Here is a 15,813-nt window from a genome sequence, read left to right as displayed (position 1 = left end):
CGCTATTTATTTGCAGCCACCTTCAAACGATTTTTCGCAAACTCCTCAGCTGCTTTTACAGCTGCAGAAGTCATAATATCCAGATTTCCGGCATATTTAGGCAGGTAGTGGCCGGCACCTTCAATTTCTAAAAACACAGTCACATTATTGCCATCAAAAATAGGCTCTGTACGTAATTTATATCCTGGAACATAGGATTGAACATGACGAACCATCCGTTGAACAGATGCCATTATTTCCTCTCTGTCCATGCTTCCTTCCTCTACTATCGCATGAATCGTATCCCGCATCATAATCGGAGGTTCCGCAGGGTTCAAAATAATAATTGCTTTTCCTTTTTTGGCACCTCCTACCTGTTCGATTCCTTTTGCTGTTGTTTCTGTAAATTCATCAATATTAGCTCTTGTCCCGGGTCCGGCGCTCCTGCTTGAGATCGTTGCAATGATTTCTCCATATTCCACTTTAGCTGCCTGATTGATTGCATGAATAATCGGGATTGTCGCCTGTCCGCCACAAGTTATTAAGTTTACATTTTCTGCATGCAGATTTTCATGTAAATTAACAGCAGGAACAACAAAAGGTCCAATCGCTGCAGGGGTTAAATCAAGCATTTGCTTTCCCAATTCTTTTGCAACTCCGGCATTATGAATATGTGCACCGGCACTGGTTGCGTCAAAAACAATATCGACAAGATCCGGATTCTCTGCCAGTCCTTCTATACCGTTATCGAATACGGTAAGACCCAGTTTTTTTGCATGCTGCATCCCTCTGGAGGAAGCATCAATTCCCATCATTGTTGTCAGTTCCAGCGTTTCTGATTTCATTAATTTAACCATTAAGTCTGAGCCGATATTTCCGGAACCAATGATGCCAGCCTTTACTTTCCCCATTCATCATCCCCCCTTTATTCTGTAAAATGAATACTAACTTCTCCAAGCTCCGCAAATTTCGCCCGGAAATAATCACCAGGATGTGCCTCCACTGCCGCAGAAAGCGCTCCGGATAAAATAACCTCTCCAGCTTTTAGAGAAATATCATATTTGGCAAGCTTATTCGCAAGCCATGCCACACAATTCACCGGATTTCCCAATGCCGCCGCTCCAACACCAGTATTTTGCAATGTATCATTCTTATAGAAAGCCATACCAATTTGCTTGATATCGATATCGGTAAGTTTTTTAGGAGTACTGCCAAGCACATATAATCCGGAAGAAGCATTATCAGCTACCGTGTCTGCCAGTGTAATTTTCCAATCTTTAATTCTGCTGTCTACAATTTCAAGAGCCGGCACAATGACATCTGTAGCTTGTAAGACATCCAATGAGGTCACATCAGGACCAATTAAATCTTCTTTTAAAATAAAAGCTATCTCTCCTTCGACCTTTGGCTGCAAAACACGGTCAAAGGAAATCATTCCGCCATTCTCTGCTTCCATCTTGTCTGTCAAATGTCCATAATCGGGTTCATCTACTCCAAGCATTTCCTGCATTGCTTTGGAAGTTAAGCCAATTTTCTTTCCAGTAATATGCTCTCCGCCATCCACATTTGCCTGAATAGTGTGCAGCTGAACATAATAGGCTTCATCAATGGACAGTTCGGGATCAATCGCGGTTAAGGGCTTGACTCCTTCCTTATTGCTCCAGGCGCTTTGTAAGTGATTTGCATGCTGTTCTATTTTTGAAGAATTTATTGTTTTCATAATCAGCTCCTCCTAGAGTTTTAATGTTACATTCGTTTGTTCTGTATAGAAATCCATACTATGGACTCCGCCCTCACGTCCAAGCCCGCTGTGCTTCATTCCGCCAAAAGGTGTTCGTAAATCACGGAGAAACCATGTATTTACCCATACCATCCCTGCTTCAATTTGTGCTGAAAAGCTTGCAGCCCGTTTTACATTTGTTGTCCAGACACTTGCGCTCAAGCCATAGTGTGTATCATTTATCTGCTCCAGCACTTCTTCCTCTGTGTCAAAAGGAAGAACTGTCACAACCGGTCCAAAGATTTCCTCACGGACACATCTGGAGTCTTGATTTAAGCCTGTAATAATTGTCGGTTCAATATAAAAGCCTTTTTCTTCATATAATGTGTTCCCGCCAATAAGAAATTTGCCGCCCTCTTCTTTCGCAATATCTAAATAGCTGACTACTTTGTTATAATGCTCTTCACTGACCATAGCCCCTACTAATGTTTCAGATTCAAACGGATCTCCTACCTTCAGTTCTTTTGCTTTCGCAGCGAATTTTTCCAAAAATGAATCATAAATTTCCCGTTGTACATAAATTCTCGATCCACAGAGACAAACCTCCCCTTGATTGATAAAGCTGGATTTTAATGTTGTTTCTATGGTTTCATCTAAATTGGCATCCGCAAAAATAATGTTTGGATTTTTGCCGCCCAACTCAAAGGATAATTTTTTCAATGTTGGAGCTGCCGCTTTCATAATGGCTGTTCCTGTAACCGTTTCTCCTGTAAATGCAATGGCATCTACATCTTCATGAGAAGTAATTGCTGCACCTGTCTCCCCAAGACCATGTACCAGATTCACTACTCCATCAGGCACGCCGGCCTCTTTACAGATTTCTACAAGTACAGTTGCAGTCATCGGAGTTACTTCTGAAGGTTTCATCACCACTGTATTTCCAGCTGCCAAAGCCGGCGCCAGCTTCCAGGTTAATAATAATAACGGGAGATTCCATGGATTGATCAGTCCAACGACTCCGACAGGCTTGCGTACAGAATAGTGAATAGCGATATCATCCTGCTGATAGGATTCATTTCCAGTTGTGGTCACGCAATCTGCAAAGAAATGAAAATTGTTTGCAGCCCGATCTATGTCTACACTTTTGGATAGCCAAAGCGGTTTACCTGTATCCAATGTTTCAAGCATAGCTAATTCTGGTAATCTTTCTAATATGAGATCCCCAATTTTTCGAATAATTTGAGACCGCTTTTTAGCCGGCATCGTCCCCCATTCTCCTTTAAGGGCTGTCCTGGCTGCTTTAACTGCATTATCAACCTCTTCCTTCCCTCCAATTTGAACAATTCCCAATACTTCCTTTGTAGCGGGATTCATATTTTCAAATGTCTCTCCATTTTTGGATTGTACAAACTCTCCATTAATATAATGAGAGCAATCAATGGGGTTCACATCTATCGGTGTCTTTGTTGCTTGCACGAAACATACCTCCTTGTTTTGTAAACGCATTCAATAATTTATTATTAAATACAGTTGCGCTTTACTAATACATGCATGATGTATTAATTAATTCCTATTATAGGTGTAATCAATAGATTTAAAATACCCCAGTTCCTCTATGTGGAACAAACATAATTTTTTTATATTTTTTTACATAATCGATGATAAAAGCTGGCTGTGAAGAAGAAATGAAGAAAATAAAAAATAGATTATTAGGTTATTAGTTTGATTTGTAATCAAAACTGGGACACAACCTTTTTATATAGTCAAAATTTTAAAATAAATTTGCATCATTTACTTCCTTTGCATATAATTGTATAAAATAATGTGCTTCTGTAATAGAAAGGACAGCATTAAATATCTGAGGATTTCTTATTTAGAATACGGGCAAAATAAGAAGGAGGTCACCCATTATGGTAAGTCCACGTGCTGATAAACTTACCACTAAGATTGAAGATTTAAGAAACAGCTTAGGAGAAAAGACTTCCAGAAAACTTGAATTTGATAAATGTAACCGGCTGGTTCAAAGGTTACATACACTCTCATCCGAATGTAAAACATGCTACCGGTATTTTATCGATTTAGAAAAACATATAACAGAATTGATAGCTAAATCAGATCAATTTACCAAAGCTGATTTTAAGCAGCACAGTCAGAAGCTTGAATCGATTAGTTCTCATCTTCTGAAAGAGCATAAGTTAGTCTCAAAGGATTATTATTTGAGCATATATATGTCCCTTGGATTAACCATAGGCCTCATTTTTGGACTGTTATTCGATAATCTTGCACTAGGTTTGCCGATTGGCTTAGGTATTGGAGTAGCGATTGGAGCAGGTCTGGATGCAGATGTTAAGAAAAAAGGTAAAATAATATAGTTTGCATCTAAAATTCCAGAGAGATAATAATTCATTCCATTAATATATGATTCTATCACCATTTTAAATTATTCAAAAACAATAAAATATCCGCTTGAATTTGTTCCTGATCCTTATCTGCCAGCATTATATGTCTTGAATCGGAATACCCTTTCACAATTTTATTTTGGGAAGACACATTTCGATAGATATAATCTGCACTTTCTTTATATAAAGGCTCGTCCAGCTCGCCGTAAAGAATACTGATCGGCTTATTAATTTTTGATAATTCTGCCATAGTAAAATCAATGTGATTCTTAAGTTTTATTAAACTATCTAATGAAGATCCTTCTAAGTTATTTATTTCATAAGAAATCTGCTGTTCCGATTTTCCTTCCAGCTGTTTATACGTTCGTGCGTACCTTTGGACACGGCGTTTTAATGCATTTATCTCTCTTTTATATGGAGCTGACATGGTAACAATACCAGTAACGTTCCATTTTTGTCCTGCATTTAAAGCTAAAATTCCGCCTAACGATATTCCAATGACAGCGATATTCTGATAGCCCTCATTCTTAAAAAAAATGATACCCTGCTTCGACGCTTTCCTGCCAATCATCAGGCCCCGTAAGAATTAGTTGTTCTGCAGATAATCCGTGACCTTTATATAAGGGTGCAAAGCAAGTATAATTTTCCTTGTTCAGGAACCTGCCCAGCTTCCTCACATCGACTGTACTGCTGGTAAATGAATGTAATAACAAAACAGCTCTTTCGCCGCCTTTAAAGAAAAAAGACTTTGGTTGAATTACTTTTACCATTTAAATTTGCACCCTTTCATAATTTGGGTTAATCCTGCTTACTGGATCAACAAACTTATACTATTTAATACAACATTCTCCATAAATAAAATGTGGCGTATGACTCCCAGTTTTTCCATGCTGATGCCCATTCTCTGATTTCTTCCTTGGTTGGCTTCCGCTCCATTCCCGTTACCAGTTTAATAGCATTAATCAATCCTGCATCATCAATAGGAAAAGCATCCGGATAACGCAGACAACGCATTAACACATAGTTAGCAGTCCATGGACCGATTCCCCGAATTCGGGTCAACTCCCTTTCGGCCTGCTTCAAGTCATCGAAATGCAGCAATTTTTCTTTTGTTAAATCTCCCTTTGCCATCAACTTAGCGATATCGATAACATATTCCCTTTTCTTCTTTGTCATTTTAATGTCAGACATATCTTCCGGACTTAATCCAGAAATTTTATCAAATGAAGGGAAAATCCAATACTTTTTCCCTTTATACTCCAAGGTCTCACCGAATTTTTCAACAAATTGACGTTTTAATGTATACGCAAATGTCAGATTAATCTGCTGCCCCAAAACTCCCCAGCACAGGGCTTCAAATAAATCATGTAACCCTATAATCCGAAGACCATAAAATCTTTCAATAGCCTGCTCCAGCAATGGATCCTTGCTTCCCATTTTATAAAAGGGTATAAGATCGGTTTCAAAATCAAACCACTCTTCAACATAGCGTACTATCGCTTCCTTGTCTTCCATGGATTCCAGCCTCGCACCGGCTAAAAACTCCACAGCTAAATATTCGTTGTCTGCTTCACTGATACATACTAATGTACGCAGTTGATTTATTTCAATCACCCGTATAATTTTATCTTCCCCTACCTCATACATGCATTCATTCGGGTTTCTCTGTAAATAATTTAAATTTGTCTTAAAATCAAATAGTTCAGGTGTTTTGATTAAAATGCCATGTTTATTTTCTTTGCAAATTCTCAATTTATTTTACCTCCATCTTTAAGACCTGCCTGTCAGCTTCAGCATACTAGCCTCTATTGTACACCAAGTGAGTGGTATAACCCATGTAAATCGCCGGATTTTCAAGATAATTATGCCTTCATCACATTGATGCAAAAAGACAAAGAAATACTGTTTTCACAATATCCCTTTGTCTTTTTAAGTGGATGCTTATACGTGCACTTTCATGGCTTTCTACAAATAAAATTATACCCTGTCATTCTTTCTTAAAACATCCTTTATTCTCTCTCTCATCTCTTTTGTATAACCTTGCTGTCCTCCAGTATGGATGAAAAGAATATTTTCTTGATCATCATAATTTCCATTTTTTATTTCAGTTACTAATCCTTTAAAAGCCTTTCCTGTATAAACCGGGTCAAGAATAATCCCCTCGCTTTTAGCAACATTGATATAAAATGCCAGTTCTTCATCTGTTGCTTGACCGTAGCCAAGTCCAATATAGTTATCATTAATGGATATAGAATCAAAATGATGGTTGGTGTCTTCCAAATCATTTACAATTTTCATAACATCTTCTTTGAACACCTCTGCTATCTGGTCAACAGAATAGCCAATGATTTTCTTTCTGATGTCTGCCTCTTCATTTGCGTACCAGAGCCCTGCATAAGTTCCGCCCGATCCAATTGCGAGGTTGATAGAATCAAAATGAACCCCCATCTCTACTTCCTGCTTTATAATTTCGTTATAGCAATTAATATAACCGTAAGAACCGATTGCATTGGATGCACCAACCGGAATAATCAATACTTTTTTCTTTTGAGATTCCAGCTTTTGTTTCAGCTCCTCCATCGCCTTTTCCCTTGATGCACTGGGAGGGATAATATTTACATTTGCTCCAAGCATATCGTCCTGAAATAGATTCCCTTCATATTCCTTTACTTCGCCTCTAAGTACCAGGTGGCAGTCTAAATCCATCATTGCACAGACAGCAGCAGTAGCCCGGGCATGATTTGATTGAATAGCTCCTGTTGTAATAATGGCATCGTAGTCATTATCCAGAGCATAGGCGATGATATACTCCAGCTTTCTTACTTTGTTGCCGGAGACTTCAATACCTGTAAAATCATCACGCTTTATAAAGATATTTTTCCCCAGCTGATTGCTTAGTTTTTCCAGTTTTTTTATTGGTGTATCCAGATTAGCAATATTTAGTTTACGCATTTTTTATTCCTCTCACTTTCATTCTGTTTATTCTTTTATGATAGCGAATAATCACTTACATAAGCAACTTTCAGATGGGATGAATTTATTATTTTTGCATTGAAAAAACTTTAAAAAGATTTCTTTAGCGTATAATGTATCATCGCTTAGCACCAGAATGGAAATGGACTATTAAATAAAACGGATACAAAACATAGAAACCTATGATACACTAAAATTATCTAAATTTATAAACTAGGCATCCCTTTAACTAAAGGAACATAAGAATGGCAGCACTTCTTTAAAGACGATGTATGGAGGGTGTAACAATGAACAGACCTTTAGGGGTTACATTAATCAGTTATTTCTATATATTTGGTGCGGCCGTTTTATTATTTACAGCTATTTTTTATGACGCGGGTGCTAATTCAATTGGCGTAGCTGAAAGATTCGGACTTCCGAATATGCCTGAACGGTTAACAAGAGTTATCGTAGCTTTATTTTCATTAGTGATGATCTATGGTTATTTCCGCACGAAAAAATGGGGTTTTTGGACGATGATAACTTATTCAGCTGTTTTTGGAGCAATCAGCTCTTTACTCATAAGCAATCCATTTGACCAGCTCTATATAGGTAATATGATTTTTTCAATGGTTGTTTTAGCTTATACAATTTATGTAAAAAAAGCATTTTTCAATGAAGAAAACCTTCAATATTAGAAAAATAACGTTTACTCTTATGTAAGTGAGAGAAAGTATTTGCAAAGAAGTCAATAAAACAGCAATAGAACTTCTATTAAATAGGAAGTTCTATTGCTAAGTATATATCCAATCTGAAACTTTAAGTAAGATGCTAGATAAAAACCCATATAAGAACCGAAGCTATAATAATCGCAGGCAGACCGAGGAAATAAATATAAGAAAGACTTGAGAAGCTTTTCTTTCGTTCATAATTGTCATCAAGCATTCTTGTGACAAGAAGCGTTCCAATCAACGCAAGAATACATACAACAATAACCACTATGATAAGGACGTTCATCATGTTCCATTCCCCACCTTTCAAAATTTAAATAGTTTATACAGCTTTATTCATGCAGTCTCAGACATTGTGCGGCTTGCTATCCGCCAAAACATCCTGTTGCAGATACTCGGAATTAATTGTGTAGGAAGCCATTTTTTTCTTCCATTGTTTTACTACATCTACATGATTTTCATAGCTGAAAACATGGAACGTCATTTCTTTATTTTTCTTTTTAAAATGAACAATATATGGTGTTATATTTGTTTCGGGATGGAGAAATAATTCTTCCTTTCCAGGAAAGATATGATTCTTGTTTAAGAATTGAGCCTTATTAAAAGAATCTATAAACCTGCTTTTTTCGTCTTCATCCAAGTATTCTCCATCAAATAATACAGTACTTTCTGCTGCATCGATTTTTGGATGTAACTCAAATTTATCTAAGAACCACCCAACCAAAGCACTTGGCGGACTGGTTAAAAATTTCACTATAATTCCTGCTATTATGATTAATACAAAAGTCCATGTCATTTCTAAATTCCAACTCCCTAATAAGCTGTATTTCCCGATTTAATAGGATACAGCATTACTTGCTAATAAAATTCAAATTTATCCTAACTTTAATTATATCGTATATCCGAAAAATAATGCCATCCAATTTGCATAAAAATAGCCCATCCACTTTACGAATTGGATAGGTTATTTTTATGCAAATGCTTGAGAGCTTCAGCGAATCTGGATATCCCTTCCCAAATATCTGGGGAGGTACTTCTGCCATAAGTAAAACGGACAAACCCTTTACTTTCACCAAAAATAGAGCCGGGAACAAAAGCAAGCCCTCTCTTCAGGGATTCATTCAGCAATTGAAACTCATCAACTGGTTCTTTCAGTTTACACCATAAATGAATCCCGCCATTTGGCTCTATAAATTCCACCTTATCTCCTAAAAAATGAATAAGCGCTTTTGATAATTGCTTTCTGCGCGCTTCCAGCTGCTGCCTAACCTTATGAATATGTTCATCAAATTCTAAAGAACCGATAAACTCATTCGCCACCCACTGCGGAAAAATACTGTGTCCGAAATCAATCTGCTGCTTTGCATCAGCTAAACGCTGGATTACTTTTTCCGGTCCGACAATCCAGCCGATCCGTAATCCGGAAGCGACAATTTTGGATAGGGAACTGATATATAATACATTTCCGTTATTATCCATCCGTTTTAAGGAAGAAGCTATATTTCCATTAAATGCAGTAATACTATATGGATCATCCTCTACAACAGGGATGCCGTACTCAGATGAAATCTCTAATATTCTCTTTCGTCTGCTTAAGGGCATCTGCACACCGGTCGGATTTTGAAAATCAGGATTAATAAACAACATCCGGATACGGTGTTTTTTATGCAATTCAATTATATTCTCAGGGTTGATCCCATATTCATCACTTTTTAATAAATAGGAACGTAAACCTGCTGATTTAAATAAGGGCAATGAATAAGCATAGGACGGATCCTCTATCGCTACTGCATCTCCCGGCTTCAGTAAACATTGTACGATTAAGTGAAGTGCCTGCTGCGCTCCGGATGTAATCAGGATAGATTCTACATCGTTAGAAATGCCTTTATATCCATAAAGGTGCTTGGAAATAGTTTCTCGCAAGCGGATATTTCCTTGAGGGTGATCATAACCCAGATGCTCTGTAAAAGGCTTCTCTTTAAAAATAGAATGAAACTGTTCTGCTGGAAATAAGTCAGCTGCTAATTCCCCGCTTGCCATATTTATCATGTCATTATTTTGGGTTTCGGTTCTTATTTTTTGAACTAATGGCAGATTAGGAAGAAACGATCCATCCTCCACATACCTTCCCCAATTAGGAATCCTTTTATCGGAAATTCCCCAGATATCTGTACTGATATGTGTTCCGCTGCCTTTTCTTCTTTCAACAATGCCTATCGATTGCAGCTCATCATAAGCGGCCACTACTGTACTGCGGTTAACCTGGAGTTCTTTTGCCAGCTGGCGTTCTGAAGGCAGCGCAGTGTCCGGAGAAAATTCACCCGTAGAAATCCCGTTTTCGATATACGCTGCTATTTGTTTGTATAGTGGTGTTTTGACTGAACGGTCCAGTTTAAAGTTCATATGAATTCCTCAATTGTGTCGTAGATTTAAATGTGCTTGTATCCTCCATCAGATACTAACTAAGATATTTTTCAAACCAATTGCTTGCTTTCCGTTTCGTATTATAATTAAATTGGTATTTCATTTATTATACTATCCTCTATAATTATTTTTGTCATAATTTATGCCTCCTATTAACCACTTTTTTCGTTCAATACTTATCATAAAATGTTCACACATTGAAGTTTACTACTGCCACGTTGCATTATAACTACATCTCGCTTCTATTCTGCTTCCAAGAATCAACCATTTCGGTCAGCGTATTTTTTTGTTTATTAAATTCCTTCATTCTATGCCCATTCGCTCCTGATGGATGAGGGAAATCTTTCAGACAAACCTGATTAATTCTTCCCTCCTGCTTTAATTCATCTATAATGGCATCTACTGTTTTGCCTAAAGGAATTAATAGCGAGGATGGAGGCAACGAGTTGATTTCATCAGCAAACCCGTCATATGCGTATTTTGACAGAAGTGGGCTATTCTTAATTTTTGGTTGATGGCCAGTATAATTTTTACCTTTGTAAAAAACCGGATACTTAATCATTGATGTTGTATGTAATATAGGCCGGCTATTTTCAAAGATACATGCTGTACCAGGTAATCCAAGAGCATCATGCAGCTTGATTTCATCTAACATATGTATTAAATTCAATCTCATTGTACCCGAAAAACTTGCTTCCTTTTTCGTTACTTCAAGAATTCTGCCTACACTCAGATTTGCTGCTTTCAAAGCAACAAAAGTCTCAAATGCCTTCTTCATTTGTGTCCAGCCAGGAGTAATTCCAACAATCACAATCTCTGCTTGATCATTTATATATTCATTATGAGGGGCATAATATATTTCCAAATTATTTTCTTTTTCTATAAGAAAATCAGGATGAATCAAATCATCACGTCTTAATTCTCTGGAATCAGGTAATTGTTCTATATATGGTAAGTATTGATCTAACATAAGCCGCTCCTATAAAAATATTTTTTAATTTTTAAAACTCTTTCAGTAGATGATAGCTTTATTCAATGCTAATATTAATAATTATAAAGCAAAGTTTTCGTTTTCTCTCTATTAAAACAGGTTTTTCACTGGTGATACTCTGTGATATATCATAAAAATTTTACATACATAATGCAAATTTTCAATGGAGGCGTGTCATGGAACAAAATATTAATTACAAATTCTGGACCGTCGTGATAATCCAGAATGAAGATAAAGTTTTATTGTTGGATCGGCAGCACGATAACTTTAAGGGATTTATCCCGCCGGGTGGAAAGGTAGAATTCCCGGAGAGTTTTGTTGACGGAGCTATCCGCGAAGTAAAAGAAGAAACCGGATTGGATGTAACCAACCTGGTCTTTAAAGGTATTTCCGAATTTGTTAATACCGTTGCAAAAGACCGGTATATTATGATGAACTACTGGACAAAGGATTTTAAAGGAGAACTACAGAAAAATCCTCCAGAAGGCACACTGCATTGGATTAATATCAACGAAGCCAAAAATCTGCCGATGCAAAATGATATCAAACTACGATTTGATTTATTTTTTAAACCTGGCACATTTGAAATTCACACTGTCTGGGATGCAGAGAAAAATGCAGCAGGAGAAGTATTTATTAAAGAAACCTGAACTGGAAAAAGGTAAAACGATTACTTTCATAGCTAACAATCATTTTACCCTTTTCTTTTATTCAATAAATTTATTATAGTATAAATGGAATATAAAGGGAAGTCAGATATAAGACTGTCTACTCAAGGTATAAATCACTCTTAGGAAATGTTATATGCAATAGAAAAAGCAGTACAAAACTGCACTGCTTTTGCGCTATCTGTACGTATCATGTGTGGGACAAAATAAATCTTCAGATGCATTTCTCACAATTGAAAAATGATCAACATTGTAATGCCCATGAAGTATTTGGTTATGATGCTTTATAATCTGCTCCTGGCTTAAGATATCATTACCAAGGGTTGAGTGACCATCTCCGACTAATGTGACATCAAACCCGTTAACAGTCGCTGTTCGAACAGCACTGTCTATGCAATGCTGCGTTTCACAGCCCATCATAACAATATGTTTTATTTGATGAAGCTTTAGATATTCTGCCAGACCTGTTCCAAAAAAAGCATTTGTCGCAGATTTATCAAAAATTTCTGCTGCTGCCGGAGCATTAATTTCCCGATGAATTTCAAACCCGCTTCCTTTTCCTTCACTGACATCTAAATCTCTTACAAATACAACTGGTACAGCTGTATTTCTTGCTTTTTCAATTACCAGATTAATAGTAGTAATAAGCTGTGTTTTTTGAAACACTGCACACCTTTCAAAATTTCCATCCAATAATTCCTGCTGTGCATCAATAATTAATAAAACTTGATTCAAATTTATTCCCCTTCCAATTGAGGGAAACACGATATAACTGGTTAGTTAAGCGTTCTCCCTTTTCTGTGTTTTACTGTCTTTCTATTTTTATTTATCATATAAAACGCCTCCTCCAATTATATCCCTTATCGAAATGCTTTCTTTTAAGGTAGCTTTATTTTACCATAGTATGCAGGCTTTATTTCCTTTCTGACTAAAAATTCAATTTTTACAGAGAAATTTCAAACTAAAAAGGAGAAAAATACTACTTGAAACGGAAAGCTGCGTTCATAGTTGTATATTGAACAAATTAATATACCGTTTTCATATCATCAACATGCTTACAATTAATTATAAAAGATGTTATTCATTATATTTTTCTTATATACTACTCTAACATTTTTATTTCCCAAACATATAAAAAGTACATACTGAAACCGTATGTACTTTGGGAACATCTGTATAATGAAATATTTAAATATCTAAACCAGGAATTCTCTAATAAGCTGAATGAACTTTTTGTTCTCTTCCTGTTGTGGAGAATGACCGCTGTTTTCAAAAATAACCAGCTGAGCATTCGGGATATTCTTCGCGATTAATTCTGAGCTTTCAACAGGGGTAATCCAATCGTGTCTTCCAACAGTAACTAACGTGGGTACTTTAATATTTTGAAGACGGGGAACAAGATTAAACTTTGGTTTATTATATTTAAAGGCAAAATTATGTGTCTCATAGCGATAGTAAATAGAATTTAGCTTTTGTTGAACCGCTTGTTCATCATATTTCACCGTATATAACGGCTGAATTGCGGTAAACATCTCCCTTAATTCTTCGTTTGATCCTACTTCTCCCTTAAATAACCTGTTTATACCGTCTTCTGTAATTCCAGGTAATCTACTTTCTAGAGCTCTATCAATTGATAAATGATCGAATTCATTATTTGCTGAGGTGTCTCTAAGCAATACATATGAAACATTCCCGGGGTATCTTAATGCATACTCAAGCGTGAGAAAACCGCCGTAGGAGCCACCTAATATAATTATTGGTCCATCAACTAAACGCTTCCTTAATTCCTCTATATCAGCAGTCCATTGTTCATGCGTAAATGGCGCATTACCTCCAGAGCGGCCGGATCCACGCATATCCAGAAAAACTAAACGATATTTGTCACCCAAAGCAGAAAAAGACTGTATATCTCCCCGGCAATCACTCAATCCTGGGGCACCATGTATAAAAAATATAGTTTCCCCTTCTTCATTTCCATGAATCTCATAATACAATTGATTATCATTAATATTTATATACATAACTATTCACTCCATTTTATTTTTTCACAAACCTTGGATCTAAAGCATCCCTGAGTCCATCGCCTAAAAAATTATATGCTAATACTACTATTGTTATAGCCGCTCCAGGTAAAACACCTAAGATAGGTGCTGTCCAAATATATTGTTGTGAATCTTGAAGCATATTTCCCCAGGTCGGTGTGGGCGGCTGTATACCCATTCCGAGATAGCTTATTGCACTTTCAGTTAAAATTGCCGCTGCAATAGTTAAAGTTCCAGAAACAATAATAGAAGGTATAATTTGTGGAATAATGTACTTCGTAAGAATCCTGATAGAAGTAGCTCCTGAGGCATTTGCAGCTTCTACAAATTCATACTCCTTCCATTTTAATGTCTCTCCATATACTACTCGTGCTATCTCCATCCAGCCTGATAATGCAATAACAATAACCACCATAATAGGGCTGGTTCCCAGTACTGTTAATGCTACAAGTACAAAAAAGAAATTTGGAATAGCCATCATTGCCTCTGTAAATCTCATCAAGACTGTTTCAACGTATCCTCTGAAAAATCCCGCACAAGCTCCTATTATAGTACCAATCAGTAAAGCAAATAGCATGGCAGCTAATCCTACTATTAAAGTAATTCTCCCTCCATAAAGCATTCTCGAGAATACATCTCGTCCTAAATCATCAGTTCCCATCGGGTGTTGTAATGACCAATTTGCCAAAGCACCTGCATCCTGTAATCCAGTTGGACTCACTTTCCATACAAGAGGACCAATAAAAACAAGAATATGAACTAAAATCAAAAAACAAAGAGATACATAAGCTATTTTATTTCTACTTAATCTTTGAAGCAGAATATTTTTCCCGCTTCTTTTCTTAAAGACATCCTTTTTCTTAATATTTATATTAGTAGATGCATTCATCTTGCTGCTGCCTCCTGCCTGTTTATACATTTTTCACCCTTGGATCAACACGTGAATAAACAATATCTACTATTAGATTACATAAGATAACAACAATAGTAATTACTATCGTAATCCCCATGACCAGCGGATAATCTCTTCCTCTGGCAGCCTCCAAAATCAGCGTACCAATACCTGTCCATCCAAATATAGCTTCCGTAATTACAGCACCACTTAATAGTCTTGGAATTAACACACCGATAATCGTAATAATTGGAATTAAGGCATTTCTTAGAGCATGAATATAGATTACAATCGATTCCTTGGCTCCTTTAGCACGAATTGTCCGGATATAATTTTGGGAAATAACCTCCAGCATAGAGGACCGGGTAAATCTGACAATATTCGGTAAAATGGTAGTTGTCAGGATGAGAACTGGCATTATTAAATGTGAAATCCACCCCCATAAATTGAAATCCACTCCTCTTGCACCTACTCCCGAAGAAGGCAGCCACCCCAGATTAATTGAAAATAAAAGAATCAGCATTAACCCTAGCCAGAAAGCTGGAACAGAGAGTCCGACTACACTGAAAAAGTTAATAATATGGTCTGGTACACTTCCTCTTTTTATTGCAGAAAGTATACCAATTGGAATACCAATAATAATAGATATAATAATAGTGAAAATTGTCAGTTCAATAGTATATGGCAGTCTTTCTGCGATTCTTTGAACAACAGGTTCATTAGAAGTGAATGAAGTTCCTAAATCACCAGAAAAAGCTCCTTTTAGCCAGCTTGCATACCTGACAATAACAGGCTGGTCCAATCCTAACTTTTCTACCATAGCCTGTCTTTCCTCTGGAGAAGCATCCATTCTCATCGTGCTTGATGGACCACCAGGAGCTAGGTTAATAAGAAAAAATGTGATAACAGTAACAATTAATAATAAAATAATACTTTGTCCGAATCTATTTATTAGAAATTTCAGCAATAAAACTCCCTCCTGACATTGCATTGGGACGTTATGAATATATAGAAG

18 protein-coding genes are annotated in these 15,813 nt (G+C 36.7%); 3 read left to right on the top strand and 15 right to left on the bottom strand.

Going from position 1 to position 15,813, the window contains the following annotated elements; all coding sequences use genetic code 11:
* Positions 1 to 2: 2 nt before the first annotated feature.
* Genes IEX29_RS24635 through IEX29_RS24625 form a run of 3 tightly spaced genes read right to left on the bottom strand, consistent with a single transcriptional unit; the run spans position 3 to position 3,175 of the window.
* Positions 3 to 890 (bottom strand): acetaldehyde dehydrogenase (acetylating), encoded by an 888-nt coding sequence (locus IEX29_RS24635; RefSeq protein ID WP_188738215.1) that lies wholly within the window; start codon positions 888 to 890, stop codon positions 3 to 5.
* A 14-nt stretch (positions 891 to 904) separates the two neighbouring features.
* Positions 905 to 1,699 carry a 2-keto-4-pentenoate hydratase gene (locus IEX29_RS24630; RefSeq protein ID WP_204799072.1) on the bottom strand — a complete coding sequence of 265 codons (795 nt, stop codon included), beginning with the start codon at positions 1,697 to 1,699 and terminating at the stop codon, positions 905 to 907.
* 12 nt (positions 1,700 to 1,711) lie between these two features.
* The gene (locus IEX29_RS24625; RefSeq protein WP_229720381.1) at positions 1,712 to 3,175 is read right to left on the bottom strand and encodes an aldehyde dehydrogenase; all 1,464 of its coding nucleotides are present in this window, start codon (positions 3,173 to 3,175) and stop codon (positions 1,712 to 1,714) included.
* Between the two features lie 434 nt (positions 3,176 to 3,609).
* Here IEX29_RS24625 and IEX29_RS26925 point away from each other — a divergent pair, with 434 nt between their 5' ends.
* The gene (locus IEX29_RS26925; protein ID WP_229720380.1) at positions 3,610 to 4,071 is read left to right on the top strand and encodes a glycine zipper domain-containing protein; all 462 of its coding nucleotides are present in this window, start codon (positions 3,610 to 3,612) and stop codon (positions 4,069 to 4,071) included.
* 55 nt (positions 4,072 to 4,126) lie between these two features.
* On the opposite strand, the gene IEX29_RS24615 is transcribed toward IEX29_RS26925, so the two are convergent.
* The 4 genes from IEX29_RS24615 to IEX29_RS24600 all read right to left on the bottom strand — a co-directional run bounded on the left by IEX29_RS24615 (position 4,127) and on the right by IEX29_RS24600 (position 7,050).
* Positions 4,127 to 4,669, bottom strand: coding sequence for an alpha/beta hydrolase (locus tag IEX29_RS24615; RefSeq protein WP_188738212.1), 543 nt, complete (start codon positions 4,667 to 4,669; stop codon positions 4,127 to 4,129).
* Positions 4,626 to 4,868, bottom strand: coding sequence for an alpha/beta hydrolase (locus tag IEX29_RS24610; protein ID WP_188738210.1), 243 nt, complete (start codon positions 4,866 to 4,868; stop codon positions 4,626 to 4,628). The genes IEX29_RS24615 and IEX29_RS24610 overlap by 44 nt, the downstream gene beginning before the upstream one ends.
* 64 nt (positions 4,869 to 4,932) lie before the next feature.
* Positions 4,933 to 5,850 (bottom strand): DNA-3-methyladenine glycosylase 2, encoded by a 918-nt coding sequence (locus IEX29_RS24605; protein WP_308423670.1) that lies wholly within the window; start codon positions 5,848 to 5,850, stop codon positions 4,933 to 4,935.
* 225 nt (positions 5,851 to 6,075) lie between these two features.
* Positions 6,076 to 7,050 (bottom strand): D-cysteine desulfhydrase family protein, encoded by a 975-nt coding sequence (locus IEX29_RS24600; RefSeq protein WP_188738208.1) that lies wholly within the window; start codon positions 7,048 to 7,050, stop codon positions 6,076 to 6,078.
* A gap of 308 nt (positions 7,051 to 7,358) precedes the next feature.
* Between IEX29_RS24600 and IEX29_RS24595 the strand changes: the two genes are divergently transcribed.
* Positions 7,359 to 7,748: a hypothetical protein gene (locus IEX29_RS24595; RefSeq protein ID WP_188738206.1), complete on the top strand. Its 390-nt coding sequence runs from the start codon at positions 7,359 to 7,361 to the stop codon at positions 7,746 to 7,748.
* A gap of 133 nt (positions 7,749 to 7,881) precedes the next feature.
* Here IEX29_RS24595 and IEX29_RS24590 read toward each other — a convergent pair whose 3' ends face one another.
* The 4 genes from IEX29_RS24590 to IEX29_RS24575 all read right to left on the bottom strand — a co-directional run bounded on the left by IEX29_RS24590 (position 7,882) and on the right by IEX29_RS24575 (position 11,175).
* The gene (locus IEX29_RS24590) at positions 7,882 to 8,070 is read right to left on the bottom strand and encodes a BshB3 potential contributor to bacillithiol synthesis (RefSeq protein ID WP_188738204.1); all 189 of its coding nucleotides are present in this window, start codon (positions 8,068 to 8,070) and stop codon (positions 7,882 to 7,884) included.
* A gap of 57 nt (positions 8,071 to 8,127) precedes the next feature.
* Positions 8,128 to 8,577, bottom strand: coding sequence for a YfmQ family protein (locus IEX29_RS24585; protein ID WP_188738202.1), 450 nt, complete (start codon positions 8,575 to 8,577; stop codon positions 8,128 to 8,130).
* Between the two features lie 152 nt (positions 8,578 to 8,729).
* Positions 8,730 to 10,184 carry a MocR-like pyridoxine biosynthesis transcription factor PdxR gene (gene pdxR, locus IEX29_RS24580; protein ID WP_188738201.1) on the bottom strand — a complete coding sequence of 485 codons (1,455 nt, stop codon included), beginning with the start codon at positions 10,182 to 10,184 and terminating at the stop codon, positions 8,730 to 8,732.
* A gap of 250 nt (positions 10,185 to 10,434) precedes the next feature.
* On the bottom strand, positions 10,435 to 11,175 hold the full coding sequence (locus IEX29_RS24575) for a hypothetical protein (protein ID WP_188738198.1): 741 nt from the start codon (positions 11,173 to 11,175) through the stop codon (positions 10,435 to 10,437).
* A gap of 197 nt (positions 11,176 to 11,372) precedes the next feature.
* Between IEX29_RS24575 and IEX29_RS24570 the strand changes: the two genes are divergently transcribed.
* Positions 11,373 to 11,846 carry an 8-oxo-dGTP diphosphatase gene (locus tag IEX29_RS24570; RefSeq protein WP_188738196.1) on the top strand — a complete coding sequence of 158 codons (474 nt, stop codon included), beginning with the start codon at positions 11,373 to 11,375 and terminating at the stop codon, positions 11,844 to 11,846.
* 195 nt (positions 11,847 to 12,041) lie between these two features.
* Here IEX29_RS24570 and IEX29_RS24565 read toward each other — a convergent pair whose 3' ends face one another.
* From IEX29_RS24565 to IEX29_RS24550, 4 genes are all read right to left on the bottom strand, one after another.
* A complete protein-coding gene (locus tag IEX29_RS24565; RefSeq protein WP_188738194.1) occupies positions 12,042 to 12,599 on the bottom strand; it encodes a cysteine hydrolase family protein in 558 nt (185 codons plus the stop codon).
* A gap of 461 nt (positions 12,600 to 13,060) precedes the next feature.
* The gene (locus tag IEX29_RS24560) at positions 13,061 to 13,885 is read right to left on the bottom strand and encodes an alpha/beta fold hydrolase (RefSeq protein ID WP_188738192.1); all 825 of its coding nucleotides are present in this window, start codon (positions 13,883 to 13,885) and stop codon (positions 13,061 to 13,063) included.
* Between the two features lie 16 nt (positions 13,886 to 13,901).
* Positions 13,902 to 14,795: an ABC transporter permease gene (locus IEX29_RS24555; RefSeq protein ID WP_188738190.1), complete on the bottom strand. Its 894-nt coding sequence runs from the start codon at positions 14,793 to 14,795 to the stop codon at positions 13,902 to 13,904.
* Between the two features lie 22 nt (positions 14,796 to 14,817).
* A complete protein-coding gene (locus IEX29_RS24550) occupies positions 14,818 to 15,765 on the bottom strand; it encodes an ABC transporter permease (RefSeq protein WP_188738188.1) in 948 nt (315 codons plus the stop codon).
* Positions 15,766 to 15,813 lie beyond the last annotated feature (48 nt).

The organism is Oceanobacillus neutriphilus (genome assembly GCF_014645515.1).
GTDB classification, from domain to species: domain Bacteria; phylum Bacillota; class Bacilli; order Bacillales; family Amphibacillaceae; genus Oceanobacillus; species Oceanobacillus neutriphilus.
The sequence above is the reverse complement of the archived record's forward strand: the minus strand, read 5'-3'. Positions and strand labels throughout refer to the sequence as shown.